The organism is Neorhizobium sp. R1-B (genome assembly GCF_004368875.1).
Classification (GTDB): domain Bacteria; phylum Pseudomonadota; class Alphaproteobacteria; order Rhizobiales; family Rhizobiaceae; genus Neorhizobium; species Neorhizobium huautlense.
The window spans coordinates 122,790-146,956 of the sequence record NZ_SOEM01000003.1 but is presented as its reverse complement, the minus strand read 5'-3'; the positions used below and the strand labels follow the sequence as shown (position 1 = coordinate 146,956).

General features: G+C 62.2%; 23 protein-coding genes. 11 read left to right on the top strand and 12 right to left on the bottom strand.

The window, feature by feature from the left end; translation table 11 throughout:
- Positions 1-2 precede the first annotated feature (2 nt).
- Genes EDE05_RS05700 through EDE05_RS05685 form a run of 4 tightly spaced genes read right to left on the bottom strand, consistent with a single transcriptional unit; the run spans position 3 to position 6,876 of the window.
- A complete protein-coding gene (locus tag EDE05_RS05700) occupies positions 3-2,069 on the bottom strand; it encodes a hypothetical protein (RefSeq protein ID WP_132409075.1) in 2,067 nt (688 codons plus the stop codon).
- A gap of 11 nt (positions 2,070-2,080) precedes the next feature.
- Complete coding sequence (locus tag EDE05_RS05695) at positions 2,081-4,921, bottom strand: DUF4159 domain-containing protein (RefSeq protein ID WP_132409073.1); 2,841 nt, start codon at positions 4,919-4,921, stop codon at positions 2,081-2,083.
- Entirely contained in the window at positions 4,918-5,835 is a 918-nt protein-coding gene (locus EDE05_RS05690) for a DUF58 domain-containing protein (RefSeq protein ID WP_105370308.1), read from the bottom strand. Before EDE05_RS05690 ends, EDE05_RS05695 begins: the two co-directional genes overlap by 4 nt.
- A 27-nt stretch (positions 5,836-5,862) precedes the next feature.
- Complete coding sequence (locus EDE05_RS05685; protein ID WP_105370307.1) at positions 5,863-6,876, bottom strand: MoxR family ATPase; 1,014 nt, start codon at positions 6,874-6,876, stop codon at positions 5,863-5,865.
- A gap of 194 nt (positions 6,877-7,070) precedes the next feature.
- On the opposite strand from EDE05_RS05685, the gene EDE05_RS05680 reads away from it, so the two are divergent.
- Genes EDE05_RS05680 through EDE05_RS05670 form a run of 3 tightly spaced genes read left to right on the top strand, consistent with a single transcriptional unit; the run spans position 7,071 to position 9,585 of the window.
- Positions 7,071-7,694 carry a DUF1285 domain-containing protein gene (locus EDE05_RS05680; RefSeq protein ID WP_132409071.1) on the top strand — a complete coding sequence of 208 codons (624 nt, stop codon included), beginning with the start codon at positions 7,071-7,073 and terminating at the stop codon, positions 7,692-7,694.
- Complete coding sequence (locus tag EDE05_RS05675; RefSeq protein WP_132409069.1) at positions 7,691-8,326, top strand: CoA pyrophosphatase; 636 nt, start codon at positions 7,691-7,693, stop codon at positions 8,324-8,326. The genes EDE05_RS05680 and EDE05_RS05675 overlap by 4 nt, the downstream gene beginning before the upstream one ends.
- Positions 8,323-9,585 carry a CCA tRNA nucleotidyltransferase gene (locus EDE05_RS05670; protein ID WP_112800921.1) on the top strand — a complete coding sequence of 421 codons (1,263 nt, stop codon included), beginning with the start codon at positions 8,323-8,325 and terminating at the stop codon, positions 9,583-9,585. Before EDE05_RS05675 ends, EDE05_RS05670 begins: the two co-directional genes overlap by 4 nt.
- An 18-nt stretch (positions 9,586-9,603) precedes the next feature.
- Here EDE05_RS05670 and EDE05_RS05665 read toward each other — a convergent pair whose 3' ends face one another.
- Complete coding sequence (locus tag EDE05_RS05665) at positions 9,604-9,795, bottom strand: DUF1059 domain-containing protein (RefSeq protein WP_105370303.1); 192 nt, start codon at positions 9,793-9,795, stop codon at positions 9,604-9,606.
- Between the two features lie 479 nt (positions 9,796-10,274).
- A complete protein-coding gene (gene hemF, locus EDE05_RS05660) occupies positions 10,275-11,189 on the bottom strand; it encodes an oxygen-dependent coproporphyrinogen oxidase (RefSeq protein WP_105370371.1) in 915 nt (304 codons plus the stop codon).
- A 172-nt stretch (positions 11,190-11,361) separates the two neighbouring features.
- On the opposite strand from hemF, the gene EDE05_RS05655 reads away from it, so the two are divergent.
- On the top strand, positions 11,362-11,619 hold the full coding sequence (locus tag EDE05_RS05655; protein WP_105370301.1) for a hypothetical protein: 258 nt from the start codon (positions 11,362-11,364) through the stop codon (positions 11,617-11,619).
- Positions 11,620-11,640: 21 nt separating this feature from the next.
- Here the strand turns inward: EDE05_RS05655 and EDE05_RS05650 are convergent, their stop codons facing one another.
- Together EDE05_RS05650 and EDE05_RS27150 are read right to left on the bottom strand one after the other, a co-directional pair.
- Positions 11,641-12,852, bottom strand: coding sequence for a hypothetical protein (locus tag EDE05_RS05650; protein ID WP_132409067.1), 1,212 nt, complete (start codon positions 12,850-12,852; stop codon positions 11,641-11,643).
- Between the two features lie 110 nt (positions 12,853-12,962).
- On the bottom strand, positions 12,963-13,526 hold the full coding sequence (locus tag EDE05_RS27150; protein WP_245519873.1) for a hypothetical protein: 564 nt from the start codon (positions 13,524-13,526) through the stop codon (positions 12,963-12,965).
- A 143-nt stretch (positions 13,527-13,669) separates the two neighbouring features.
- Here EDE05_RS27150 and EDE05_RS05640 point away from each other — a divergent pair, with 143 nt between their 5' ends.
- The 3 genes from EDE05_RS05640 to EDE05_RS05630 are packed head-to-tail and all read left to right on the top strand — an operon-like array spanning position 13,670 to position 14,913.
- The gene (locus EDE05_RS05640; protein WP_132409065.1) at positions 13,670-13,984 is read left to right on the top strand and encodes a helix-turn-helix domain-containing protein; all 315 of its coding nucleotides are present in this window, start codon (positions 13,670-13,672) and stop codon (positions 13,982-13,984) included.
- 1 nt (position 13,985) lies between these two features.
- Positions 13,986-14,450: an SRPBCC family protein gene (locus EDE05_RS05635; protein ID WP_132409063.1), complete on the top strand. Its 465-nt coding sequence runs from the start codon at positions 13,986-13,988 to the stop codon at positions 14,448-14,450.
- A 46-nt stretch (positions 14,451-14,496) separates the two neighbouring features.
- Positions 14,497-14,913 (top strand): GFA family protein, encoded by a 417-nt coding sequence (locus EDE05_RS05630; RefSeq protein WP_112800930.1) that lies wholly within the window; start codon positions 14,497-14,499, stop codon positions 14,911-14,913.
- Between the two features lie 82 nt (positions 14,914-14,995).
- On the opposite strand, the gene soxR is transcribed toward EDE05_RS05630, so the two are convergent.
- Positions 14,996-15,490, bottom strand: a complete 495-nt coding sequence (gene soxR / locus EDE05_RS05625) for a redox-sensitive transcriptional activator SoxR (RefSeq protein WP_105370296.1) — start codon at positions 15,488-15,490, stop codon at positions 14,996-14,998.
- 78 nt (positions 15,491-15,568) lie between these two features.
- Between soxR and EDE05_RS05620 the strand changes: the two genes are divergently transcribed.
- Positions 15,569-15,766 carry a hypothetical protein gene (locus EDE05_RS05620; protein ID WP_132409061.1) on the top strand — a complete coding sequence of 66 codons (198 nt, stop codon included), beginning with the start codon at positions 15,569-15,571 and terminating at the stop codon, positions 15,764-15,766.
- A gap of 11 nt (positions 15,767-15,777) precedes the next feature.
- Here the strand turns inward: EDE05_RS05620 and EDE05_RS05615 are convergent, their stop codons facing one another.
- Both EDE05_RS05615 and EDE05_RS05610 read right to left on the bottom strand, forming a co-directional pair.
- The gene (locus EDE05_RS05615) at positions 15,778-17,430 is read right to left on the bottom strand and encodes a Na/Pi cotransporter family protein (RefSeq protein WP_132409059.1); all 1,653 of its coding nucleotides are present in this window, start codon (positions 17,428-17,430) and stop codon (positions 15,778-15,780) included.
- A gap of 139 nt (positions 17,431-17,569) precedes the next feature.
- Positions 17,570-18,031, bottom strand: a complete 462-nt coding sequence (locus tag EDE05_RS05610) for a tRNA (cytidine(34)-2'-O)-methyltransferase (RefSeq protein WP_105370293.1) — start codon at positions 18,029-18,031, stop codon at positions 17,570-17,572.
- Positions 18,032-18,414: 383 nt separating this feature from the next.
- Here EDE05_RS05610 and EDE05_RS05605 point away from each other — a divergent pair, with 383 nt between their 5' ends.
- Both EDE05_RS05605 and EDE05_RS05600 read left to right on the top strand, forming a co-directional pair.
- Positions 18,415-20,268, top strand: a complete 1,854-nt coding sequence (locus EDE05_RS05605; protein WP_134100567.1) for an ABC transporter ATP-binding protein — start codon at positions 18,415-18,417, stop codon at positions 20,266-20,268.
- A 110-nt stretch (positions 20,269-20,378) separates the two neighbouring features.
- Complete coding sequence (locus EDE05_RS05600; protein WP_132409055.1) at positions 20,379-22,244, top strand: ABC transporter ATP-binding protein; 1,866 nt, start codon at positions 20,379-20,381, stop codon at positions 22,242-22,244.
- 2 nt (positions 22,245-22,246) lie between these two features.
- Here EDE05_RS05600 and EDE05_RS05595 read toward each other — a convergent pair whose 3' ends face one another.
- Positions 22,247-23,191, bottom strand: a complete 945-nt coding sequence (locus EDE05_RS05595) for an endonuclease/exonuclease/phosphatase family protein (RefSeq protein ID WP_132409053.1) — start codon at positions 23,189-23,191, stop codon at positions 22,247-22,249.
- 393 nt (positions 23,192-23,584) lie between these two features.
- Between EDE05_RS05595 and petA the strand changes: the two genes are divergently transcribed.
- The gene (petA, locus tag EDE05_RS05590) at positions 23,585-24,163 is read left to right on the top strand and encodes a ubiquinol-cytochrome c reductase iron-sulfur subunit (RefSeq protein WP_105370289.1); all 579 of its coding nucleotides are present in this window, start codon (positions 23,585-23,587) and stop codon (positions 24,161-24,163) included.
- The last annotated feature ends 4 nt before the right edge of the window (positions 24,164-24,167 follow it).

Sequence of the window (24,167 nt, the reverse complement as noted above, 5' to 3'; positions counted from 1 at the left end):
GCTCAGCGCCCCTCGCGCCACCACATGGCAGCGACGGCAAAGAGGAGGGCGGAAAGCCCGGCAAAGCCGGCAAACAGCGGCAGCGTATCGATGCCGCGCAGCACGCTCTCGTCCGTCATGCGGATCACCATCCGGTCCGGGTCGTTGACGCGCACTTCACCGCGCACGGGCAGGATGTCCGGCAGCGATATTCCGTCCCCGGAGGCGACGCGCTTGACAAGGCCATGGGTTTTGTCGGCGTAGGGTTTCAGCGTGTTCTCGGTGGAGATCATCGCCTTGAATTCCGGCGCATCGACAGCGCCGACATGGACGAGGGTGGAAAACTCGCCACTGCTGACTTCGAAAAGGCCGGTTTCGTCCATCCGGCGCTCCAGCCGGTATTCGCCGGGGCCGGCGGAGGTCATAGGCACCGTCTCCGTGCGGCCGGAGGGATAACGAAGCCTGGCAGGACCCGGATCGTCGCCGATCGTCTGGCGTGTCGCCTCCAGCGTCCGGCCGAGGGCGCGAGCGGTCAATGCCTCTTCTTCGAGTTCCGGTTCCTTCATCAGCCAATGGGCGATGCGGCGGTAAAGCGAGACATGTGGCCCGCCCCCTTCGAAACCTCTCGCCCAGAGCCAGCCCTGGTCGGACAAGAGCATGGCGACGCGGCCTTCGCCTTGGCGGTTTAGCACGAGAAGCGGGCGGCTGCCGTCCCCTTCCATGACCGTCTGGCCCTGCGGCGTATTAACGTCAATGGTGCGGAACCAGCGGCCCCAGGCAGGCGGCGTCTGGTCCGATCCGTCCAGGCCGCGGGTGACGGGGTGTTTCTGGCCCGCTTCCGACAGATGCGGATAGAAAGCCGCGCTGTGGACCTCTCCAGTCGGTGCGGCGGGCAGAACCTGTTCGAGCGGAGTAGAGGCGATCGAATCTTCGCCAGCGTGCTCCGGACCTGCGGCGATCAGCAACGCGCCGCCGCTCTGCACATATTGGGCGATATAATCGTAATAGAGGATCGGCAACACGCCGCGATGCTTGTAGCGGTCGAAGATGATCAAGTCGAAATCCTTGATCTTCTCGACGAAAAGTTCGCGGGTGGGGAAGGCGATCAGCGACAGTTCGTTGATCGGTGTGCCGTCCTGCTTTTCCGGGGGCCGCAGGATGGTGAAATGGACGAGGTCGACCGAGGCATCCGATTTCAGGAGGTTGCGCCAGGCGCGCTCGCCGGCATGCGGTTCGCCGGACACCAGCAGGACGCGCAGGTTCTGCCGAATGCCGTCGATGACGTGGACGGCGCGATTGTTGGCGGTCGTGACTTCGCCCGGCAATTCGGCAACGGAGAATTCCATGACGTTGTTGCCGCCGCGTGGAACCGTGAAGGCAAACGGCGTTTCGATGCCGGTGCGCGCCTGAAGCGTGGCGATCTGCTGGCCGTTCATCCGCACCGTCACCTGGGCGGCGTTGCTGCCGGAACGGCCGTCGTCGAAGACGCGCAGCGTCAGTTCCTGTTCTTCGCCGACAATGCCGAAGCGGGGCGCACGCACCACCTCGACGCGGCGGTCGAACTCATCCGGCTGGCCGGTGATGAGACCATGGACGGGAGCGTTGAAGCCGAGGTTCTGATTGATGCCGGGAAGGTCATGGATCTGGCCGTCGGTCAGGAAAACCGCGCCGCCGATGCGTGCCGGGGGAACATCGGAAATGGCAGAACGCAGGGCGGTAAAGAGCTTCGTCGAGGGCGTGTCCGAATTTTCGTCGTCAGCGACATCGACCACCCTTGTCTCGATCCGCGGATATCGCGAGAACCGGTCGTTCAGGCTGGCGAGAGCCTCGTCGGTCTGCTCCTTACGCCCCGCGGTCTCCTGGCTTTGCGAGCGGTCTACAATGATCGGAACCACGGTCGAGAGCTGTTCCCGATCCTCCTGCATCAGGGTCGGATTGGCGAGCGCCAGAAGCAGCGCGGCAAGTGCCAGCGTGCGCAGCGTGGCTCCGCGCACGCCGCGCCAGAATGCGAGGCCGGCGAGGATAAGCGCCAGCACACCGAGAGCGGCAAGAACCGGCCAGGAGAAGAAGGGGGAGAATTCGATGGTCATCGGCTGCTCCCTTACTGGCCAAGACGCTCAAGCAGCGCCGGGACATGCACCTGATCGGCTTTGTAGTTGCCGGTCAGCATGTACATCATGATGTTGACGCCGGCGCGATAGGCGTATTCGCGCTGCATCTCATCGGGCGGCACCGTGGGCAATACGGGCGCTCCCTGCGGGTCGATGGCCCAGGCCCCTGCGAGATCATTGCCGGTGATGAGGAGCGGTGTGACGCCGTCGCCCGAAGACGACAGCTGGGCGCCGGTGTTTCTCGCCTCCTGCCGCGCCTCGACCCAGAGCGGACTGCCGGTATAGCGGCCCGGAAAATTGGTGAGCAGGTAGAATGAGCGCGTAAGGACATGATCCTCGGGCGTCGGCTCTAGCGGCGGTATGTCGATATTGGCAAGGATTGCCTGCAGGCGCTCGCCGTTCGGCGTTGTCCCGCCACCGTCGAGTGCGGAGTACTGGTCTCGCGTGTCGAAAAGAACGGTGCCGCCGTTGCGCATATAGGCATCGATGCGGGAAATCGCTGCCTGCGAGGGCATCGGCGCGTTGGCGGAAATCGGCCAGTAGATGATCGGATAGAAGGACAGGTCATCCTTGGTGATATCAAGCCCGACCGGCGCGCCGGGTTCGAGCGTGGTGCGATAGGTCAGGAACTGGCCGAGCCCTTCCAGCCCCTGTTCCGACAGGTTGTCGACGTCGGCCTCGCCGGTGACGACATAGGCCAGATGGGTGGTGTCCAGCCGCTCGAGGATCTGCTCGTCCCCTGGCTTGGCTCCCGCCCCCGGCGGCATGTCCTGCGCCATCATCCGGCCGGGTGCAAAAGTGAGGAGGCCCAAGGCAAGGGTCGCGACAATCGCGGCTGCAGCCGCGCCGCGATTTCGTCGCACGCCACCGCGGGCGAAGGCGCCATTCATGAACAGCACGATGAAGCTGTCGAGCACCAGCAGCGCGAAGGCTGCGGCAAACAGGGCAGGGCGGAGCGAAATGGCTTCACCGCCAGCCAGCCCTTCGCGCGCCACCGCTGCGCCGACAGGCGTCACATCGAAGGGCGCGATGACGGTTTTCGGAGCCAGCAGGTTGACGGCGGTAAAGCCGTCTTCGGTGCCATAGAGGCCCGGGGGATGATCGAAACTGGCGACCGGGGTCTCGTTGGCAGCGACGGCGATCGGCCGGGCGGTTCCGGTTTCGGTGGTCAGGATGCCGTCTGCGGTCAAAAGGCGATAGGGCGGCAAGGTTGCTGCCGCGCCATCCGAGGCCGGGCCGGAGGATGCGGCGCCGCCGGCGCGGGCGATCTGCACGAGACGGCGCAACATCTCCACGAAATTGCCTGACAGCGGCAGGTTGGACCAGGTTGCCTCGGCGGTGGTATGGACGAGGACGATGCGGCCGGCCTCGACTTCCTTGGTGGTGACAAGGGGGGTGCCGTCGGCGAGGCTCGCCCAGGTACGCTCGGCGAGATCCGGCGTCGGCTCGGCAAGAACCTGCCGCGTGACGGTGATATCCGTCGCCCGCGGCATGCCGGCGAAAGGACCGAAACTCGGGAAGTCGGCAAGCGGCTGGGGTTCGGACCAGGACATGGCACCGCCGAGCGCGCGCTCGCCCTGGCGGAGGATGACCGGAACCAGCGGGTCGTCGGAAGGCGCTGCGGCCAGGCGCGGTCCGGCAAAGCGGATCAACGTACCGCCACGGGAGATCCATTGCTGCAGCGGCGCATAGGTTTCCGCCGGCAGGCGGCCGACATCGGCCAGGATAATGGCGGAAGGATTGCCTTCGAGGATCTGCGGGATGGAGACGGACAGATCGGCGGTATTCGGCTGGATGACGTCCGCATAGGGCTGCAGTGCCCGGCTGATGTAATAGAGCGGCTGCAGGAGCGGCTGGAAATCACTGCCGCTCTCGCCGGCGAGAAGCGCGACGCGCCGGCGCTTGAAGCCGTCGTCGAGCAGGTGGGCCGAGCCTGCCGTTGCCAGGCCGTCGAGACCTAGGCGGGCAAAGTCGTTGCGAAGCTCGAAGGGCGAGGCGATCTCGGCCGTGGCGGTCGCGGCGCCGGCGGCAAATTCGAACGTTCCGGAGGCGAGTGCCCGGCCTTGCGCGTCTAGCGCATTGACCGCCAACTGCTGCGGCGCTCCGGTGGTAAGACGAGTGGCCGTGACCGACATCGCGCCGGCATTGTTGACCGCGTCGGTGATTGCCACGGCGCTCCGGCCGTCGCCCTCGATGAGGCGCAATTGGGCGGGTGAAAGCGCTGCCAGAACCGACAGTGCTTCGGCGTCCTGAGGGGCGGCCACGCCGTCCGACATCACGACGAGTGTTCCGGGACGGTTTCCGTTCATCGCTTCGCTGATGGCCTCGGCGGCGCGGGCGCGATCGGGAACCAGAGGCTTCGGGCGTGCTGCGGCGAGCTTTTCGCGGGCGGCTGCGGCGGTGCCGGGGACGGCGTCGTGGCTGGGATCGGCCGTAAAGGCGATGGAGACCGGCACATCGGCGCTTTCTGCGTCGTCGACCAGAAGATTTGCCGTCTGGACGCGCCGTTCCCAATCGGCGGCACTTGCCCAGCCGTTGTCGATGACGAGCACCAGCGGGCCGTCGGTATTCAACGAGTTGACACGCGGATTCATCACCGGATCGGCAATCGCCAATATCACGGCGGTGGCAAGAGCCATGCGCAGGAGCGTCAGCCACCAGGGGCTCTTCGAGGGCGTTTCTTCGCGCTTCAGGACGCTCGCCAGGATCTTCAGCGGCGGGAAGACCTCCGTCTTCGGGCGCGGCGGCGTGAGCCTCAGCAGCCACCAGATGACCGGAAGAGCGATCAGGCCGAAGAGGATGGCGGGGTTTGCAAAGATCAAACCGCTCATGCCCTGCCTCCCGGTTTCTGTGCCGGCAGGCCGGACAGATAGCCATGCACGGCGACGAGCGCTTCGGAAGCGAGATGATCGGTCCGGTGGAAGACGAAGCTCCATCCGAGCCGGCGCAGCCCATCGCCAAGGGCCATGCGCCGGGCGAGATAGGCGCGCTGATAATCCTCGCGGATCATTTCTGCGCGGCCAGAGACCAGCCTTTCACCGGTTTCCGGGTCGGTGAACTCGGTACGGCCGGCATAGGGGAAGGTTTCCTCGGCCGGATCGGCGATCTCGACTACGTGACCGCGCAGGCCGCGACGGCCGAGCGGCGTGATACGCTCCATCACCCTATCGGCATCATCCAGAAAATCGCCGATCAGGACGATATCGCTGTGGCCACGAATCATGCTGGTTTCCGGCAGCCCGGTGGTCAACGGGGCGTGCATGATGGCGGCGGCAAGCCGCTCCGCGGCATTGCGTGCCGAAACGGGCTCCATGATGCCGGGACACCCGATGCGCTCCCCGGAGCGGGCAAGGATTTCGGCAAGCGCCAGCATCAGCACCAGCGCACGGCTTTCCTTTGAAACCAGTGCCAGCGTCGACTTGTACATCATGGAGGGAGACATGTCGGCCCAGAGCCAGACTGTGTGGGCTGCCTCCCATTCCCGGTCGCGGACATAGGTGTGGTCGTCGCGGGCGGAACGCCGCCAGTCGATGCGCGAAAGGCTTTCGCCTTCCGCATAGGGCCTGAACTGCCAAAAATTTTCGCCGATGCCGCGTTTGCGGCGTCCATGCCAGCCCGCAATCACCGTATTGGCGATACGTTTTGCCTCCACCATGCAGTCAGGTACCAGTATGGCACGCGCTTGGGCGCGGGAGAGAACTTCGCTACTCGGTGTCTGCTCTACGATCTGGCCGATGGATGCCACGCATTGTCCTTTCTAACCCGACGGAGGCTATCCGCGCGCCTGCTTCACTAGGCCGCCGATCACGTCGCGTACCGACATGCCTTCTGCTCGCGCCGCGAAGGTGAGCGCCATGCGGTGCTCGAGGACGGGTTCGGCGAGTGCATAGACGTCGTCCAGCGAAGGCGCCAGCCGCCCTTCGTAGAGGGCGCGGGCACGGGCGGTCAGCATTAACGACTGCCCGGCGCGCGGGCCCGGACCCCAGGCGACATGCTTGTCGGTCGAGGCATTGCCGTGTCCGGGGCGTGCGGAGCGAACCAGCGACAGGATCGCATCCACGACCTTGTCGCTTACCGGCATCTGACGGATGAGCACCTGGATCTCCTGCAGGCGGGCAGAATCGATGATGCCCCGCGGCTTTGCTTCCGAAAGCCCAGTGGTTTCGAGCAGGATCTGCCGTTCGGCGGCAAGTTCGGGATAAAGCACGTCGACCTGCAGCAGGAAACGGTCGAGCTGTGCTTCCGGCAGCGGATAAGTGCCTTCCTGCTCCAGCGGATTCTGCGTCGCGAGCACGTGGAAGGGGGCGGGCAGATCATATCGCTGGCCCGCCACCGTGATATGATATTCCTGCATGGACTGAAGTAGCGCCGACTGGGTGCGCGGCGAGGCGCGGTTGATCTCGTCAGCCATCAGGAGCTGGGCAAAGACCGGACCCTTGACGAAGCGGAAGGAACGGCGTCCGGCATCGTCGGTATCCATCACTTCCGAGCCGAGGATATCCGACGGCATAAGGTCCGGTGTGAACTGGATGCGGTTGGAGTGGAGACCGAGGACCGCGCCAAGGGTGCTGACCAGCTTGGTCTTGGCGAGGCCCGGCACACCGACCAGCAGCGCATGGCCGCCGGAAAGCACCGCAAGCAGCGTATTTTCGACCACCTTTTCCTGCCCGAAGATCACCTTGGCGACTTCGGCGCGGATAGCGGCGATATCGGCAAGCGCATTTTCGGCGGCCGCGATGATGGCTTTTTCGTCCAGGACTGCTTCGGTGGAATTCATCATGCCCATGTCGTTCTCCATCATCCGGAACCGGCAGGCTCAGCCGGGTGGTCGTCGGCCGGCGGCGAATCGCTGCGGTGCAGCGCAGACCTCATCTGATCAAACTTATTACCCGAAACATGGCTGACAAGCTCGTTTCGAATGACTATCTCGTGAGGAACATTTGCTTCAGTGATTGATTACGGTTCAACCGGGACTGAAAGATGGCAGCGCAGACGATAAATTCCGCATCCGATGCGGCGGGGCTCGCCGCCCTGATTTCGCGCGCCTCGGAACAGAAGGGGGCGGGAAAAACCGGTCTTCCGCCGGTGGAGAAGTGGAATCCGCCTTTTTGCGGCGATATCGACATGGAGATCCGTGCCGATGGCACCTGGTATTACATGGGAACTCCGATCGGCCGGGCGCCGCTCGTCAGGCTCTTCTCGACGGTTCTGCGCAAGGATGAGGACGGCAGAACCTATCTCGTAACACCTGTGGAAAAGGTCGGCATCCGGATCGCCGACGCGCCCTTCCTGGCGGTCGAGATGCAGGTCACGCTGCGTGAGGGCCGTCAGATCCTCACGTTCAGGACAAATGTCGGTGACGTGGTGGAGGCGGGTGCGGGACATCCGATCCGCTTCGCGATATCAGGCGATAATCGCGAACTCAAACCCTATCTGCTGGTGCGCGGCCGGCTGGAGGCATTGGTGTCGCGGGCGGTGATGTACGATCTCGTGGAGCTCGGCGAGCCCGTGGTGGTGGATGGCGTCGAAATGTTCTCCGTTCGGTCCGGCGGTCAGACTTTCCCCGTGATGCCGGCAGCAGAACTGGATGCCTTGGCGCGATGAATGGATTTGCTCCCTATTCCGCCGCGGATTTTCGTAGGCGGGCACTGAACCAGAATGGCGGTCCGGTGGATCATGCCTGGCGCGACCACGGCGACCACCTTCTCAATCCCGGACTGGTGGACTTCGCTTCTGGCCTGAAATTGAAAGATGCCGCCGTGCTTGTGCCTGTCGTAGACGATGGCGACGAGGCCAAGGTCATCCTTACGCAACGGACATCGACTCTACGGAAGCACTCAGGTCAGATCGCTTTTCCCGGCGGAGCGATCGATCCCGAGGACGTCTCGCCGGAACAGGCGGCGCTGCGCGAGGCGGAGGAGGAAATCGGTCTCGACCGGTCTTTCGTCGAGCCGCTTTCCCGCTTGCCGACCTATTATGCCGCGACGGGGTTTCGCATCACGCCGGTGCTTTCGCTGGTCAGACGCGGCTTCGAGCTGAAACCAAATCCGACCGAGGTGGACGATGTCTTCGAAGTGCCGCTGTCGTTCCTCATGGACGAGGCGAACCATCAACGCGGCAGCCGCGTGTGGGATGGGCATGAGCGGCATTTCTATCTGATGCCCTATGAGGAGCGGAACATCTGGGGCATAACCGCCGGCATTCTGCGAACGCTTTACGAAAGGCTCTATGCATGACCTCGGTTGCCAACGAGGCCTGGTTTCAGGACCCGGCGCTGCAACGTGTGCTTAAGCTATTGAATGCCGATGGCGGCGAGGCTCGCGTTGCGGGCGGGGCGGTTCGTAATGCGCTGATGGGACTGCCGGTTGCCGATATAGACATCGCCACCACGCTTCTGCCGGAACAGGTCATGGAACGGGCGACGGAGGCCGGCATCAAGGCGGTGCCGACCGGGATCGAGCATGGCACGGTAACGCTCGTCGCCAACCACCATCCATTCGAGGTGACGACCCTGCGGCGCGACGTCGAGACCGATGGACGGCGCGCCAAGGTGGCGTTTGGTACCGGCTGGCAGGAAGACGCGGAAAGGCGCGACCTGACGATCAATGCGCTTTATGCCGACGTGAAGGGCGAGGTGATCGATCTTGTCGACGGTCTGCCGGATATCGAAAGGCGCATGGTCCGCTTTATCGGGGACCCCGCGCAAAGGATCGCCGAAGACCATCTGCGGATCCTGCGTTTCTTCCGCTTTTTTGCTCATTACGGGTCCGGCCGGCCTGATGCGGAGGGGCTGAGAGCCTGCGCGCGGGCCAAAGACAAGCTTGCGGCGCTTTCGGCGGAGCGGGTATGGGCCGAAACGAAAAAGCTGCTTTCCGCCGCCGATCCCTCCCGCGCATTGCTCTGGATGCGGCAGGTCGGCGTGCTGACGGAAATCCTTCCTGAAACGGAAAAATGGGGGATCGACAATATCCACCCTCTTGTCGCCACAGAGCAGGCACTGGGCTGGGTAGCCGATCCAATGCTGAGGCTCGCGGCAACCGTGCCTCCGGATGCGGAACGGCTGGAGGGGCTCGCAAAGCGCCTCAGGATGTCGAATGCCGAGGCAGCGAAGCTGACTGGCTGGGCCAGTGCTCCCATGCCGCCGGACGACATCACGGACGTGGTTTTCGACCGGCTGCTTTACCGCCACGGCACAGAAGGCGTCAAAATGCGGCTCAAGCTCGGCCTGTCCCTGGCGCGGGCAGGAGCGCAGGGCGACACGGCTGGGATGCGCAGATCAGCGCGTCTGTCGACGCTTCTTGAAAGGGCCGAGAGATATCAAAAGCCGATCTTCCCGTTTGGAGGCGCAGACGTCATTGCCGCCGGAGTGCCGTCGGGAAAACGTGTGGGCGAAATCCTCAATCAGTTGGAAGAGTTCTGGATCGAGCGCAATTTCAACCCCGACCGGGCAACGCTTGCCGCCCGGCTCGGCGAGATGATCCGCAAATCCCTCTAACGCTGATAGTTTACGGGATCAGGCCGCGGCGGCGCTATCGTCGTTGCGAATGCGCGCCTTGATGTTTTCGATCATGTTTTCGCGAATGGTTTCTTCGCCATGGGCCGTGCGCATGTGCTCCACGGCTCGGCGGACAACTTCGGCATCTTCCTCGGCGCGGGTGTGCCACTGGCAGCCCGGCACGAGAGTTCCGCATTCGAACAATCGCATGACGTCTCCTCCTGTTGCCGTCGGCGGGCGGAAAGAAATTCCTCCGTCTGCCCGCCTTAGAGCGATAACTCGGAACCCGTTCCGCCGTTCCCGCTAGTAATCACACAAGGCCCAGGCTTCGAAGACTGAAGCCTCCTGTGAGGTCCTGTGCCGGCCGGGTTGGTCATTGGCTGGCGCGGTCTCGTAAGCCTTGCCCGCAAGCTGACGCCTTACCTGTTCCACACAGAAGGCATGGGGCAGTTCGCCGCCGCTTTTCACCCGCATTTCTGTAGCGAGGCGTTCGATTATTTGGGGACTGTCGGTGGTTCGGAGCGCGTCCTTTGCATCGGACGCATTTGGCATTGGTATGCTAGTTGATGCAGTCATCGCATCCTCCTCCCGGTGCTACCGAAAGGGAAGCTAGCACAGCGCAGGAAATTTGAAATGACTTTTGTTAAGCTATAGCTAAAACGCCGCAGGTGACGCCGGACCAGGGCGTCTTACGGCCACCTGACTACCGGAGGAAGAGACGACAGGATGGATTCGACATTGCCGCCTGTCTTCAGACCGAAGATCGTGCCGCGGTCATAGAGCAGGTTGAATTCCACGTAACGGCCGCGGCGGATAAGCTGCTCGTCGCGGTCTTCTTCCGTCCATGGCTTGTTGAAATTGGACCGTACGATTTTCGGATAGGCCAGATTGAAGGCGCGTCCGACATCCTGAACGAAGGCGAAGTCGGCTGCCCAGCCGCCTTTTTCCTCGTCGGAATGCAGCCAATCGAAGAAAATGCCGCCGATGCCGCGTGGCTCGTTACGATGCTTGAGGAAGAAATAGTCGTCACACCAGGCCTTGTAGCGGTCGTAGTCGGCCACAGCCGCATGGCGGGTGCAGGTGATTTCCATCACCCGGTGGAAGAGCGTGCTGTCCGGATCGGTCTGGGTGCGACGGCGATCAAGCACCGGTGTCAGATCGGCTCCGCCGCCGAACCAGTTGCTCGACGTCACCACCATCCGCGTGTTCATATGGACCGTCGGCACATTGGGGTTGACCGGGTGGGCGATCAGCGAAATTCCGGATGCCCAGAAGCGGGGGTCTTCCTCTGCGCCTGGGATCTGGCTGCGGAAATCGGGCGAGAATTCGCCAAAGACGGTGGAGGTATGAACGCCGACCTTTTCGAAGACGCGGCCTTCCATCATCGACATCTTGCCGCCGCCGCCTGCGCCTTCGTCGCGCTGCCAGTCCTTCTTCTGGAAGCGTCCCGGCTCCTGATCGCAAAGCGGTCCGGTGAGCTCGTCTTCAAGCGATTCAAACGAGGCGCAGATGGTGTCGCGGAGGCTTTCGAACCACGCCCTGGCGACAGCCTTCTTCTCTTCGATATCCTCGGGCAAGCCCTTGGGTAGTTCCGGCCGTTCCATATTCAGTCCTCTCGCCATCTCCTTGGCGCGATTCGCATTTTTCCCGCTGGCCATTAGCATCTATAGCTTTCGCGGACCATTCCATAGCTTGTCGCGGGTAGAAAATGAGACTCGCAAAGCGTGTCTGCGAGCATTATTCTAAACTTCAGACAGGTGCGGATGAGAGGCTCTCATGGCGAAATTCACACCACCGCCGCTCGACGGGCTGAGGCGCAGGATCCAACGCCACCGGCAGGAGAAAGCCGGCGAGCGCTCCGGAATGTTCGTCCGGGAAACCTTCCTGCTGTCGCGGGAGGAGGCGCGCGAAAAAGCCCGGCAGTGGTTCGATGAATTTCCCAAGGCCGCATACTGGACCGAGGTGGAAAGCTGGCGCCAGCTCGACGGCGACCGCATCGAGTTCACGATGCGGCGGCTACCGAGCGCAGATTGAGCCGCGAAGAAATTTTCCGGATTACCTCGCCTTTGAACCTGGACGCTTGCCGGACCGCGGCGCCCGGCGCATTGGCGGATGCGGTGCGGGAGCCACCGCAACGACCGGTGTCGGGGAAGGTTCCGGCTGAGCTGGAGATGTTTCCAGGGAAGGCTGTTCTTCGCCTTGCTCTTCGACCGATGGCGCAAATGGCGGCTCTTCAGGCGCCGGAACGGTCGATATGGCTGCTTGCACAGGTTCGGCTGGCGCGGCTTCCGGAGCGGTTGCAGCCGGCTGAGCCACTTCTTCGGGAGCTTCGGCGCGAGCCAGAATTTCGCGCAAGACTGCCGTTACCGGAAGATGGCTCGGAAGTTCCGTATTGGTGTGATGCCAGGCCTGGGGAACCACTTCATCATTGTGAATGAAGGTGCGGGAGTTGATCTCGCCGAACCAATCCCATCCTCCCATCACGTCCACCACATCCTTAAACAGGGGCGGCATGGCGATACGGGCGCTGAAGGTCACGATCTTGGCGTTCAGGGCAAGTTTTTCCGCAGCCGCTGCGTCCGTTTCCGCAAGGTCGTAAAGGGCCTCCGACAGAACCAGGTTTCCTTTGGAGTGACCGGTGAGCAGGCGGAAGGACAAGCGGGGATCTGCCAGCATTGCCCTGACAGTCTGCGTGTCGAGGCTGCGGCTTGCGAGCCGCTCGGGGTCGAGGTGCGGTGCGGCTCCAAATTTCGGCCGTCCGGAAAATTCGTCCAGAATTTCAAAGGTATGTCGGATCTGGTTAAGGTAGCCGAACAGGAAGTAGCCGCCCAGCGCCTCGGTTGCCACATCAGCGAGACCGTAACCCGAAACAACAACGGCCACCGGCCGCCCGGCAGCGTTGGCGACATTGCGGGCGAAGGCGGCCGAACCGAGGGCGGAACTTCCCACACCCGCCACGGCGAGGATGTCGATCTTGTCTCCGCCCGCGATGATGAAATCGTCCAGCGTATCATAAAGTTTCAGCAGAGGACCGTCCGAGGGCGGAACGATGAGGATCGCTCCTTCGGCGGCGAGGGAGTCGCTGATGTAGAAGGCCTCTTCCGGCGTGATGGTCTTGATGTCGTAGAAAAGGGAATCCAGCGTTGTGTTGCGCCGCCGCAAGGTTTCAAGGGACAGGTTGCGAAGCGGCGTGTTCTGCAGGCGCTCAGGCAGGCTGAGTGTGCGTGCAAACTGCGTGATGTTGTGAGTGAATGCGGTAGGGAACATGATGGCCTCGTCGGGTAGACGTTCGTTCGTGGCGAGCATTCATGTTCGAAGCTTCTCATAAACATGCTGCACTGCCAACCGCATTTTCGCAGGTGCGACAGCAAGTCCGCTTATCGGGGATCTTCGTAGGTATAAAGAGCGCACATCTCCTCGCTGCTTTTCGGAGGCCTGTTGCCGGTGAAGACGGCGATAGCCGACAGGCCGTCGCCCGCCGCCCAGTTGGCGACATAGGTGACGTCACCGGTTCCGCAGAGCTGGTTGCCGTTTTCGAGCTCGGGGTCGGCAGGATCCTCCACGCGATAGACTGAAGCCGGTATGCGCCTGCCATCGACACGGAAATGATCGGCGACCAGGTCCGAGAAGGCGAGAGATTCTTCGTTTTCGAACGTGATGCTGAAATCGTCCAACCAGATGTCCCCGGTCACGCTCATCGCCGTATTGCTTACCGCCGAGTAATGATCCGCCTGCTGCGCGGCGGCGGGAGAGGTGGCGATCGCCGAAATCAAAACCGGCAAGCTCAGAAGCAGACGAGGAAAACGAGCAGGCATCCATGGACCTTTGCTGCGGGTGGCGTGGGAACCAGGCCGGTTTCGGGCGGGCTTGGCATGGCTGCCATTTAACAGGGTGTTGGTTAAACCTGAACGAAGAAATTCAGGACTTTCTTCCGTAGGCAATCGAGCATCCCGGCGCGTCGTCCCGAATACACCGGCCGCCCTCCCGGTAGAGCGCCAGTGACGAACGACGGGTCAAGGGGCAACTGTCATTTGACATGCAGGTATTTACCTGCATATTCTACCTTCATAGATGAGCGAGATCGATGGGCACGGACAAGGTTTTTAAGGCGCTGGGCGACCCGACACGCAGAAAGCTGCTCGATCTTCTTTGCGAGAAGAACGGGCAGACGCTCGGCCAGCTTTGCGAGAATCTGGACATGGCCCGGCAGTCCGCCACCCAGCACCTTGAGATATTGGAGGCGGCCAATCTAGTGAGCACGGTCAAGCGCGGTCGGGAAAAGCTGCATTTCATCAACCCCGTGCCCCTCTACGAGGTCTACGAGCGGTGGGTGCGGAAATTCGAACATCAGCGGCTCAGCCTGCTGCACGATCTGAAGAAGGAACTCGAAGGAGAGTGATATGACCAAAGAGACAACCAGCTTTGTTTACGTGACCTACATTCTCTCGACGCCCGAAGAGGTGTTCGAGGCCATAACGAAACCGGATGTCGCAAGGCGCTACTGGGGCCACGAGAACGTCTCCGACTGGAGGCCCGGATCGAAATGGGAACATGTTCGCGCCAATGAAGAGCGCAGCGTCGAACTCGTCGGCGAGGTCGTCGAGGTTTCACCGCCCACCCGTCTCGTCATCACCTGGGCGAACGCTTCGCAGGCCTCCGATCCGGCAAGCTACAGCCGGGTGACGTTTTCGATCGAGGAATACGAGAACATGGTCCGGCTGACCGTCAGCCACGACGAGCTCGAAGCTGGTAGCGGGATGGCGAACGGCGTCATGCGCGGTTGGCCGGTCGTCCTTTCAAGCCTGAAATCCTTCCTGGAAACCGGGCAGGGGCTCGATGTTTTCGCCAAGCCGAAATCGGCATGAATTCCTTGCGGTGCCAATCAACAAGTCTGCCAGTGGGAGAATGACAATGACCAAGGCCTATATCGGCGGATGCGCGTGTGGCGCGATCCGCTATGAAACGAGCAGCCAACCCATCTTCGAGAACCATTGCCAATGTCGCGACTGCCAGAAGCGAAGCGGCACCGGGCACGGATCCTATCTGACCTTCCCCCGTCGCGCCGATGTGACGATTACCGGCGAAGCGAACACCTGGCGGGTGACGAGCGATAGCGGCAACGAAAAGATCCATGCCTTCTGCCCGACCTGCGGAACGCCGGTCTACCTGACATTTCCCGCAATGCCGGATCCGATTGCGATCTCCGCGGGGAGCCTCGACGACCCGGCCGCATTCAATCCGCAAGCCGTCACATACAGCATCCGGGGCCATGCGTGGGACACGATCGATGCCTCGCTGCACAGATTCGAGAAAATGCCGCCCCGATAACTCCGCCGCAACTGTTGACAATGTCGGTCAGTTCGACCCGGAGGTGCCAAGCAGCGGGAGTGGGCTACGGGTCCTGAACCTGCTATCCGGCGTGATCTTCCTCGGCGCCGGACAGTGTTTCGATGTCCAGAAGGATCGGCCCGGGCCCGGTCTCGCCGAGGACGTCGTGGGGATTGCGGAGCGGACAGTCCTGCATGGAGAGACAACCGCAGCCGATGCAACCGCTCAGTTGATCTCTCAACGCCGTAAGGCCGGCGATCCGCTCGTCAAGCTGGCGTTTCCAGGTCTCCGACAGCTTTTGCCAGTCCTTGGCAGTGAGGGGGCGGTCGTGGGGCAACACGGAGAGGGCATCGCGGATTTCGGCCAGCGGCACGCCCGTCTTCTGGGCAACCTTGATGATGGCAACCCGCCGCAATATCGACCGCGGATAGCGCCGCTGATTGCCGCGATTGCGGCGGCTCTGGATTAGGCCCTTCTCCTCATAGAAATGGAGCGTCGAGACGGCAACGCCGCTTCTGCGGGCCACGTCTCCGACGGAAAGCTCGAGCTGGATCCGTTCATCGAAATTTTTCTGCATTGCGACCCTTGACCTCAATATTACTTGAGGTTCTATAGCAGGTGCTCCCGTGAAACAAAACCCAGGGAGCGTCGTCTCATGAAGACAGAAACTGCCGGCAGCCTGCCTGCCAATCCGCATTTTTCCCGCAACTCCACCCTGCTTTCGGTCAGCACCTTGACCTTCATGTCCGGGGCGACGATTTCCGCGTCGCTGCCCGGCATTGCCGCACGGTTCTCCGGCTTGCCGAATGTGGAACCGCTCAGGGAGGCGAGGGCCGAAGGAGGCCGCTCATGACCTCGCACGGCTCAGTTGCGCGGTTCGGCGAGGCGAAGGCGGCTTTCGACCAGCATGCCGCTGTCGTCGAGGATCGGATGGGCGACGGACACGATATGGGCGTTGATACGTTTGAGATCGCGCAGCAGATCGAGATGCAGCGAGCTCGTCTGGAGGCTTTCCATCCTGCCATCGCGAAGACGCTCCAGGTGGCGCTCCGCCGATCGTTTCTCGAGGCGGCGGACATCGACCTTGATCTCCATCAGCTGGCGGGCGAGGTTGAAGTCGCCCGTCACGAAGATGGTCTGGGCGGCGCGCAGATTGTCGATGGTCAGATTGAAGAGGCTTTCAAGTTCCTGGTAGCCGTCGTCGGAGAATTTCAGGCCATTCGAGACCTTCTTGCGCACCTGCTCGCAGAGGCCCTTTTCGATGATGTCGCCGATATGCTCGAGGTTGATGGCATAGTCGATGATGGCGATCGAACGGCGCGCGCTCTCGGCATCGAGGCCCTGACGGCCGAGCTTCGACAGGTAGATCTTTACCTCTTGCTGAAGGCTGTCGACACGCTGCTCCAACGCGGCAATCTCCGCAAGCGGCGCAAGGTCGTTGTGCTTGAAGGCATTTTGCGCACGGATCAGCATCCGTTCGATCGCGTCGCCCACGCCCAGCACCTCGCGGGTGGCGTTGGCGAGCGCCATGACGGGATTTCCGAGCGCCTGGGGGTCAAGGAAGCGCGGTCCGCTTTCGACTTCCGGATCCGCCGCGACGAGGCGGGCGGTGATGTCGGATAAAAGCCTTGAAAAAGGCCAGGCGACAAGCGCCAGAAGGATGTTGAAGGCAAGATGCGCGTCAACGGGCAGTTTCGCGGGCGAGAGCGGCAGCGATTGCATGATTTCCGCGCCGAAGCCCGCGAGCGGCAGCGCGATGGCGCAGCCGATGCCCCGGACGATCAGGTTGCCGAGCGTGATGCGCCGGGCAGGGGCCGGCCCGGAGAGTGTGGCGACCACCGGCGGAATGGCGCCGCCGAGATTGGCGCCCAGGACCAGCACGATGATCAGGCCCGTCGACAGGATTCCCGTCGAGGCGAGCGACAGGATGAGCACGATGGCCGCCAGACTGGACGAGGAGACGAAGGCAAGTGCCGCAGAGACGACAAGTGCAACCGGCCAGGCGTTGTCGAGGAGGCCGATGAACGCGCCGAGCGCCGGCGACTGGCGCATCGGTTCGGTCGCGAGGCCGAGCAGCTGCAGCGACAGCAGCATCAGGCCGACTCCGATCAGCGCCGTGCCGGCGCCTTGCCGCGTACCCGAGCGCGCCCGATGGAGAACGAGGCCGATGAGAATGATGAGCGGCGAAAGCCATTCGATGCCGGTAGCGACGAGCCAGGCCGTGACGGCAGTGCCGACATTGGCGCCGAGCAAAACGATCTGCGCCATGCGCGGGCGGATCAGGTTGCGGTCCGCGAAGGAGGCGACGGTGAGCGCGGTTGCGGTGGAGCTCTGGAGCGCGATGGTCGCGATCAGGCCGGACACGAAAGATCGCCAGCCGCTGCGGGTGCCCGTGGCAAGCCCGGCGCGGAGACGGGTGCCGAAAGCTCTCGTCACACCATGCTTCACCTGCCCAAGGCCGAACAGCAACAGCGAGACGGCGCCGAGGAGGTTGATGATGACGATCGTCGATTGCATGCGGATGCTCCTTGGTCCCCGACGGCCGGCGACGGCGCAAACAGGCGGGAATTATAGGTTGCCGGCTAATGAATATAGGCCGGCTGCACACCTGTGCACAGTGCCGTTCGCGACAGTATATGGCTATATTGGTGTAGGATTAGTTCCAGCTGGTTTGACGGAGCGCCTCGCCGGCGATCATCGCCGCCGACATGGCGACATTGATGGAGCGCTGGCCCTCGACCATGGGGATCAGGATACGCGCTTCAGCCGCCTCGTGCACGTGATCGGGCACGCCGGCGCTTTCGCGGCCGAAGAGAAGAATGTCGTCCGCCCGGAATTCAAAACGTGTATAGGGCAGGGCGGCCTTGGTGGAGGCAAGCACGAGGCGGCGGCCATTCTCCTTTCGCCATTCGTCGAAACGCTGCCAGTTGACGTGGCGCTCGAGAGCGACGCTTGCCAAATAGTCCATGCCGGCCCGCTTGAGATTGCGGTCGGAGATGTCGAAGCCGGCGGGTTCGATGACATCGACGCCGAGCCCCAGGCAGGCGGCGAGCCTGAGGATCGTACCGGTATTCCCGGCGATATCGGGCTGGTAAAGGGCGATGCGGAGCGTGGTCATTTCCGGTGCTTACGGGAAACCGGCAACAGGACACAAGTGTTTTCAGTACCCGGCATAGCTGTGACGATCGGGCAACATGAAAGCTGCGGAGGTAATGTTTGCGTCGATTTACCCTTTCCAAATTGTCGTGGACGGGATAGAAGGAACCTGCATTTCAACGCCAGCCGACGGAGGCCTACATGGATATGACCGTGCTCTCGCGCCTCCGCTGCCAGAACATTATTCGTCTGGCCTAGGCGTTTCGCGGTTTCACGCAAACTTTCCCATCTTTGATTCGTTCCGTGGCCGGCACAAGGCCGCGCTATCTTAAATTTCGCCGTCCGCCCCTGGTCTCTACCACGTCCACGGGAGAACGACGGCAGTCCGACTTACGGAGCTTTTTCATGTTCTCGTGGTTCGAACGGCGCATCAATCCCTATCCGGATGAGACGCCTACCTTGCCGCCTTCCGGCCTGCTGGCCTTCTTGTGGCATTATACCAAGCCGGTATGGCCATGGGTCGTGATCATGTCGATCTGCACGATGCTGATCGCGATCGGCGAAGTGATGCTCTTCCAGTTCCTCGGCGACATCGTCGACTGGCTGTCGAACGCCGACCGGGCGACCTTTCTTGAGAGGGAAGGGACGAAGCTCGTCTTCATGGCCTTCGTTGTCCTGATCGCGCTGCCGCTGATTGCCGGGTTCAATTCGCTGATCATGCACCAGATACTGATGGGCAACTTCCCGATGATCGCCCGCTGGCAGATGCATCGCTTCCTGCTCCGGCACTCGATGACGTTCTTCGCCAACGAGTTCGCCGGCCGGGTGTCGACCAAGGTGATGCAGACCTCTCTCGCGATCCGCGAAACGGTGATGAAGGTGCTCGACGTCTTCGTCTATGTCGTCACCTATTTCGTGTCGATGGTGGCGGTCGTGGCGTCGGCCGACCTGCGCCTGGCCGCACCGCTGGTGTTGTGGATCATCGTTTATTCGCTGACGGTCGCCTATTACGTGCCGCGCCTGCGCAAGATCTCGTCCGAACAGGCCGACGCACGGTCGATGATGACCGGCCGTGTGGTGGACAGCTATACCAATATCGCGACGGTGAAGCTGTTTTCGCACGCCGGTCGCGAGGAAGCCTATGCGCGCGATGCGATGGACGTCTTCCTCAAGACCGTTCACGCGCAGATGCGCAAGGTGACCGGCTTCCAGGCGCTGGTTTATTTTTACAACTGTGCGGCGCTGTTCGTCGTCGGAAGCCTGTCGATCTGGTTCTGGCTGGACAGCGCCATTTCGATCGGAGCCATCGCGATCGCCATCGGCCTCGCCATGCGCATCAACGGCATGTCGCAATGGGTGATGTGGGAGGTTTCCGCGCTCTTCGAAAACATCGGCACCGTCTATGACGGCATGTCGATGATGACGAAACCGCATGATGTCGTCGACCAGCGCGAGGCGACCAGGCTTGCCGCGAAGAAGGGCCATATCCGCTACGACCATGTCCGGTTCCACTACGGCAAGGGCAAGGGTGTCATCGATGGCCTGACGCTGGATATTCCGGCGGGGCAGAAGGTGGGCCTCGTCGGTCGCTCGGGCGCCGGCAAGACGACGCTGATGAACCTCCTTCTTCGGTTCTACGATCTGGAAGGGGGGCGCATCACGGTCGACGGTCAGGATATCTCCGCTGTCACGCAGGACAGCCTGCGCTCGCTGATCGGCGTGGTGACGCAGGACACCTCGCTGCTGCATCGCTCGATCCGCGACAACATCGCCTATGGCAAGCCGGATGCCAGCGATGCGGATATCATCGAGGCGGCAAAGCGGGCGAATGCCTGGGAGTTCATCGAGGGACTTTCCGACATGCAGGGACGCCAGGGGCTCGAAGCGCATGTGGGCGAGCGGGGCGTGAAGCTCTCGGGCGGCCAGCGGCAGCGGATCGCGATCGCCCGCGTGTTCCTGAAGGATGCGCCGATCCTGGTGCTCGACGAAGCGACCTCGGCGCTCGATTCCGAAGTCGAGGCGGCGATCCAGGAAAACCTCTTTGCGCTGATGCAGGGCAAGACGGTGATCGCGATCGCCCACCGGCTCTCGACCTTGACGGAAATGGACCGGCTGATCGTACTCGACCGCGGCCGGATCGTGCAGGCCGGGACGCATCAGGAACTGGTCGCTTCCGGCGGCATCTATGCCGACCTCTGGAACCGCCAGTCCGGCGGCTTCCTCGGCGATCACGCGCTCGAAGACGAGGCGGCGGAGTAATCCGCCGCTTCTTCCATCATTCTCCTTCCCTCATGGCCGAAGTTACGAAAATGTAAGCCGGTCATCCGTCCATTCTCCTTTGCCGGAGAGGGGAATCCGCCTATATCGGGGTGATGTTGAAAACGGTCTTCCGCACTTTCGAAAACTGGATCAAGCCGTTCGAGAGGCGGGACGACCTGAAGCCGCCTGCCGGCCTGATAAGCTTCATCTGGTTTTACGTGCGGCAGGCCAAGCTTCCCTTCTTCGCCATGCTGGTGCTCGGCGGTCTTGCCGCGGGCGTCGAAGCGGCGATGTTCTGGTATGTGGGCCGGCTGGTCGATATCCTCGATACGGCCAAACCCGCGGACGGCTGGTCCGGGCTCTTTGCCGAACATGGGACAGAGCTGGTCGTCATGGCGCTGGTCGTTTTCATCGGCCGCTTCCTGATCGGCCTGTTCACCGCGCTGGTCGATCAGCAGATCATCACGCCCGGTTTCTACAACCTGGTGCGCTGGCAGTCGTATATCCATGTTTCCCGCCAGTCTCTGAGCTTCTTCCAGAACGATTTTTCTGGCCGGATCGTCACCAAGGTCTGGTCGGCGGGGCAGGCGACGGGGGACGTGCTGACGTCCTTCATGGAAAGCGTCTGGTTCGTCGGCATCTATTCGGTCTCTACGATTGCCCTGGTGGCGCAACTGGACTGGCGCCTAGCTGTCGTGGTCGTCGCCTGGCTTTCGATATTTGCGGTGCTTGCGAAATATTTCGTGCCGCGCATCCGCGAGCATTCCAAGGCATCGGCAGAGGCCGGTTCGATGATCAGCGGGAGGATGGTGGATGCCTATTCCAATATCCAGACGCTTCGTCTCTTCGGCCGCGACGAAGCCAACGACCGCTACATGCGGTCGGGCTTTGAGACTTTCCAGGAGACGATCATCGCTTTTACTCGCCTGCTCACCAGCGTGCGAGCCTCGATGGCTTTCCTCTCCGGCACGATGATCGTCACCATGGCCGCGATGAGCGTGCATCTCTGGCTGTCGGGGCTGATCAGCTCCGGCGCCGTCGCCTTCACGCTGGCGCTGATGCTGCGGCTGAACTTTCTCCTCGGCCGATTGATGACGCAGCTGAACAGTATCATGCGCAATATCGGCACGATCCAGAATTCCGCGGAACTGATCTCGCAGCCGATCGGGCTCGTGGATGCGCCGGATGCGGCGCCGCTTGTCGTCACGCGTCCGGAAATCCGGTTTGAGAATATCAGCTTCCATTACGGCAGGCGGAGGGGCGTCATCGACAACCTGTCGCTGACGATCCGGCCGGGAGAAAAGATCGGCATCGTCGGACGCTCGGGCGCCGGCAAGTCGACGCTCGTCAACCTGCTGCTGCGCTTTTACGACCTCGAAGGCGGGCGCATCCTCATCGACGGCCAGGATATTGCCAAGGCGACCCAGGAATCGCTGAGAGCGCAAATCGGCATGGTGACGCAGGACACTTCGCTGCTGCACCGGTCGATCCGCGACAATATCCTGTTCGGTCGGCCGGATGCGACGGAGGAGCAGCTTGTCGAGGCGGCGCGAAAGGCGGAGGCCGACGCGTTCATCGCAGCGCTGGAGGATCAGCGCGGCCGCAAGGGTTTCGATGCGCATGTGGGCGAACGGGGCGTCAAGCTTTCGGGCGGTCAGCGGCAGCGGGTTGCCATTGCCAGGGTGATGCTGAAGGACGCGCCGATCCTGGTTCTGGACGAGGCCACCTCGGCGCTCGATTCCGAGGTCGAAGCCGCCATCCAGTCCAATCTCCAGCGGCTCATGCACGGCAAGACGGTCATGGCGATCGCCCACCGGCTCTCCACGATCGCGGCGCTCGACCGGCTGATCGTCATGGACCAGGGACGGATCATCGAAGAAGGCTCGCACGGCCAGCTCATCGGCCGCGGCGGCCTCTATGCTGAGCTCTGGGCACGGCAATCGGGGGGCTTTCTGGCGGCGGATGCGGCCCAATAGGATCAGGGTGCGGGGCCGGTAATGGCGATCTCGGCCATCAATCCGTAGTGGTTCGACCCGTGGGCGTCGGCAAGCCGCGTCAACGACTTTATCTTTAACGGTGGCCGCGCATAGACGTGGTCGATGGGGACGCCGAAGACGCCCGCGCGAATGGGCCAGGTCGCCGGCTCCCATTCCACCGTCTTGAGCCCGGTCAGGCGCAGGAAACGTCGCATGTTCGGCGCGAGGCTCGACGCGTTGAAATCGCCCGATAGCAGAAGCGGGCCTTCCGCTTCCGAAATCGCCAGAGCGGCACGGATCAGTTCCTGCGAGTGAAAATTGTCGAAATAGGGCTTCGTCGTGTGGATCCCGACGAGATTGACGGTCCGGCCGGCAACAGTGACCTTTGCGAGAATGAAGCGCGAGGGGAAGATGTCGCTGAGGCTGCGGACGATCGGCGTTTCGATCGGTGTCTTGGATAGCATCAACTGATCGCAGAGCGGAATGATGACGCCGCAGCCCACGCGGTAGGGATATGTCTTCGCCAGTTCATCAAGGTGAACGCGCAGCGGAGCCGCCTCCATAATGTTGACGAGATCGGCGCCCGATCCCGCAATGGCGCGGACGATGTCCCCAGCGTTTTCGTAGTTGTCGTTGAGGATGTTGAAAGAGAGAAGACGGACGGTCGGCGCTTGGGCCTCCTCCGCGGACGGCACTGCGGCAAACTCCCGGCCCATCAGCACCGCGTGGCCGGTAAAAAGAAGTGAGGCGGCAAACAGCAACCAGACGGAGAAGTGCCGCTTCACCGCCAGGGCAAGGATCATGGCGAGGACGCACAGCGCCGCTGCATGCAGCTGCAGGCTGTAAAGCGTTGCCAATATCCAGTGAGGATGGACGTAGCGGGTGCCGATTGCGGCAAGAACAAGCGACACGATGACGCAGATGGCAACCGATAATGCTTGTCTCATTCAGGTCCGTCCGCAGCGGCCGCCTTTCGCCGTGCGGTTCGCCTATCATGCGCTCCGGTCTGTTGCAATGCGGTGGGCTCGAAAGCGGTTAACGGTCGGCCCGGCGATTTTCGATCGAGCGCCATGAAAAACCGAGATTTCGGGAGGCGCGGGATCGGTCCATTCTCGTGTCTGGGAGGCTTGTAGCGACCGCGTTACTAGAGCGCCGCAACCGTTCAGTTTTCCCGCGACAAACTGGCCCGCAGCACTTGCCAAGACTGGACATATTTTGCGATCAAGCATAGAACGCGCCGAATTGCCGGGGAATCTATGTTCGAATTGTGTTCAACCGAGATTCGCCTGGGACGGGAGCAATGCGGTTTTCGCGAATTGCGTGAGAAGGAAGATTGAGCCGTGAGCGAGCACGAGACACATAGCGAAACACTGGGCGAGCCTACGCGCCGTGATTTCCTTTACCTGACGACCGGCATGGCCGGCGTGGTCGGCGCGGTATCGGTCGCTTGGCCTTTCATCGATCAGATGCGTCCGGATGCCTCGACGCTGGCGCTGGCTTCGATCGAGGTGAATGTCGGAGCGCTCGAGCCGGGCATGTCTCTGACCGTCAAATGGCGCGGCAAGCCGGTCTTCATCCGGAACCGTACGCCGAAGGAAGTGGAAGAGGCGAATGCCGTTGCCTTGGCTGACCTGAAGGATCCTGTCGCCCGCAATGCCAACCTTCCGGCCGATGCAGAAGCGACGGCAGTTGATCGTTCGGCTGGCGAAGGCAAGGAAAACTGGATCGTCATGATCGGCTCCTGCACCCATCTCGGTTGCGTTCCGCTCGGCCAGGCCGGCGATTTCGGCGGATGGTTCTGTCCCTGCCACGGCTCGCACTACGACACGGCGGGCCGTATCCGCAAAGGTCCGGCGCCGGAGAACCTTGCCATTCCGACTTTCACGTTTACGTCCGACACAGTGATCCAGATCGGGTGAGGGG

What these genes read in the sequence shown, in the direction of transcription:
- EDE05_RS05610 (WP_105370293.1), bottom strand. Translation starts at nt 18,031, where the DNA reads ATGACCACGCTCCGCATCGCCCTTTACCAGCCCGATATCGCCGGGAAT.
- soxR (WP_105370296.1), bottom strand. Translation starts at nt 15,490, where the DNA reads ATGCAGAAAAATTTCGATGAACGGATCCAGCTCGAGCTTTCCGTCGGA.
- EDE05_RS05630 (WP_112800930.1), top strand. Translation starts at nt 14,497, where the DNA reads ATGACCAAGGCCTATATCGGCGGATGCGCGTGTGGCGCGATCCGCTAT.
- EDE05_RS05685 (WP_105370307.1), bottom strand. Translation starts at nt 6,876, where the DNA reads ATGGGCATGATGAATTCCACCGAAGCAGTCCTGGACGAAAAAGCCATC.
- EDE05_RS05605 (WP_134100567.1), top strand. Translation starts at nt 18,415, where the DNA reads ATGTTCTCGTGGTTCGAACGGCGCATCAATCCCTATCCGGATGAGACG.
- EDE05_RS05670 (WP_112800921.1), top strand. Translation starts at nt 8,323, where the DNA reads ATGACCTCGGTTGCCAACGAGGCCTGGTTTCAGGACCCGGCGCTGCAA.
- EDE05_RS05665 (WP_105370303.1), bottom strand. Translation starts at nt 9,795, where the DNA reads ATGCGATTGTTCGAATGCGGAACTCTCGTGCCGGGCTGCCAGTGGCAC.
- EDE05_RS05615 (WP_132409059.1), bottom strand. Translation starts at nt 17,430, where the DNA reads ATGCAATCGACGATCGTCATCATCAACCTCCTCGGCGCCGTCTCGCTG.
- EDE05_RS05640 (WP_132409065.1), top strand. Translation starts at nt 13,670, where the DNA reads ATGGGCACGGACAAGGTTTTTAAGGCGCTGGGCGACCCGACACGCAGA.
- EDE05_RS05700 (WP_132409075.1), bottom strand. Translation starts at nt 2,069, where the DNA reads ATGACCATCGAATTCTCCCCCTTCTTCTCCTGGCCGGTTCTTGCCGCT.
- EDE05_RS05650 (WP_132409067.1), bottom strand. Translation starts at nt 12,852, where the DNA reads ATGTTCCCTACCGCATTCACTCACAACATCACGCAGTTTGCACGCACA.
- EDE05_RS05655 (WP_105370301.1), top strand. Translation starts at nt 11,362, where the DNA reads ATGGCGAAATTCACACCACCGCCGCTCGACGGGCTGAGGCGCAGGATC.
- EDE05_RS05680 (WP_132409071.1), top strand. Translation starts at nt 7,071, where the DNA reads ATGGCAGCGCAGACGATAAATTCCGCATCCGATGCGGCGGGGCTCGCC.
- hemF (WP_105370371.1), bottom strand. Translation starts at nt 11,189, where the DNA reads ATGGAACGGCCGGAACTACCCAAGGGCTTGCCCGAGGATATCGAAGAG.
- EDE05_RS05635 (WP_132409063.1), top strand. Translation starts at nt 13,986, where the DNA reads ATGACCAAAGAGACAACCAGCTTTGTTTACGTGACCTACATTCTCTCG.
- EDE05_RS05695 (WP_132409073.1), bottom strand. Translation starts at nt 4,921, where the DNA reads ATGAGCGGTTTGATCTTTGCAAACCCCGCCATCCTCTTCGGCCTGATC.
- EDE05_RS05675 (WP_132409069.1), top strand. Translation starts at nt 7,691, where the DNA reads ATGAATGGATTTGCTCCCTATTCCGCCGCGGATTTTCGTAGGCGGGCA.
- EDE05_RS05620 (WP_132409061.1), top strand. Translation starts at nt 15,569, where the DNA reads ATGAAGACAGAAACTGCCGGCAGCCTGCCTGCCAATCCGCATTTTTCC.
- EDE05_RS05595 (WP_132409053.1), bottom strand. Translation starts at nt 23,191, where the DNA reads ATGAGACAAGCATTATCGGTTGCCATCTGCGTCATCGTGTCGCTTGTT.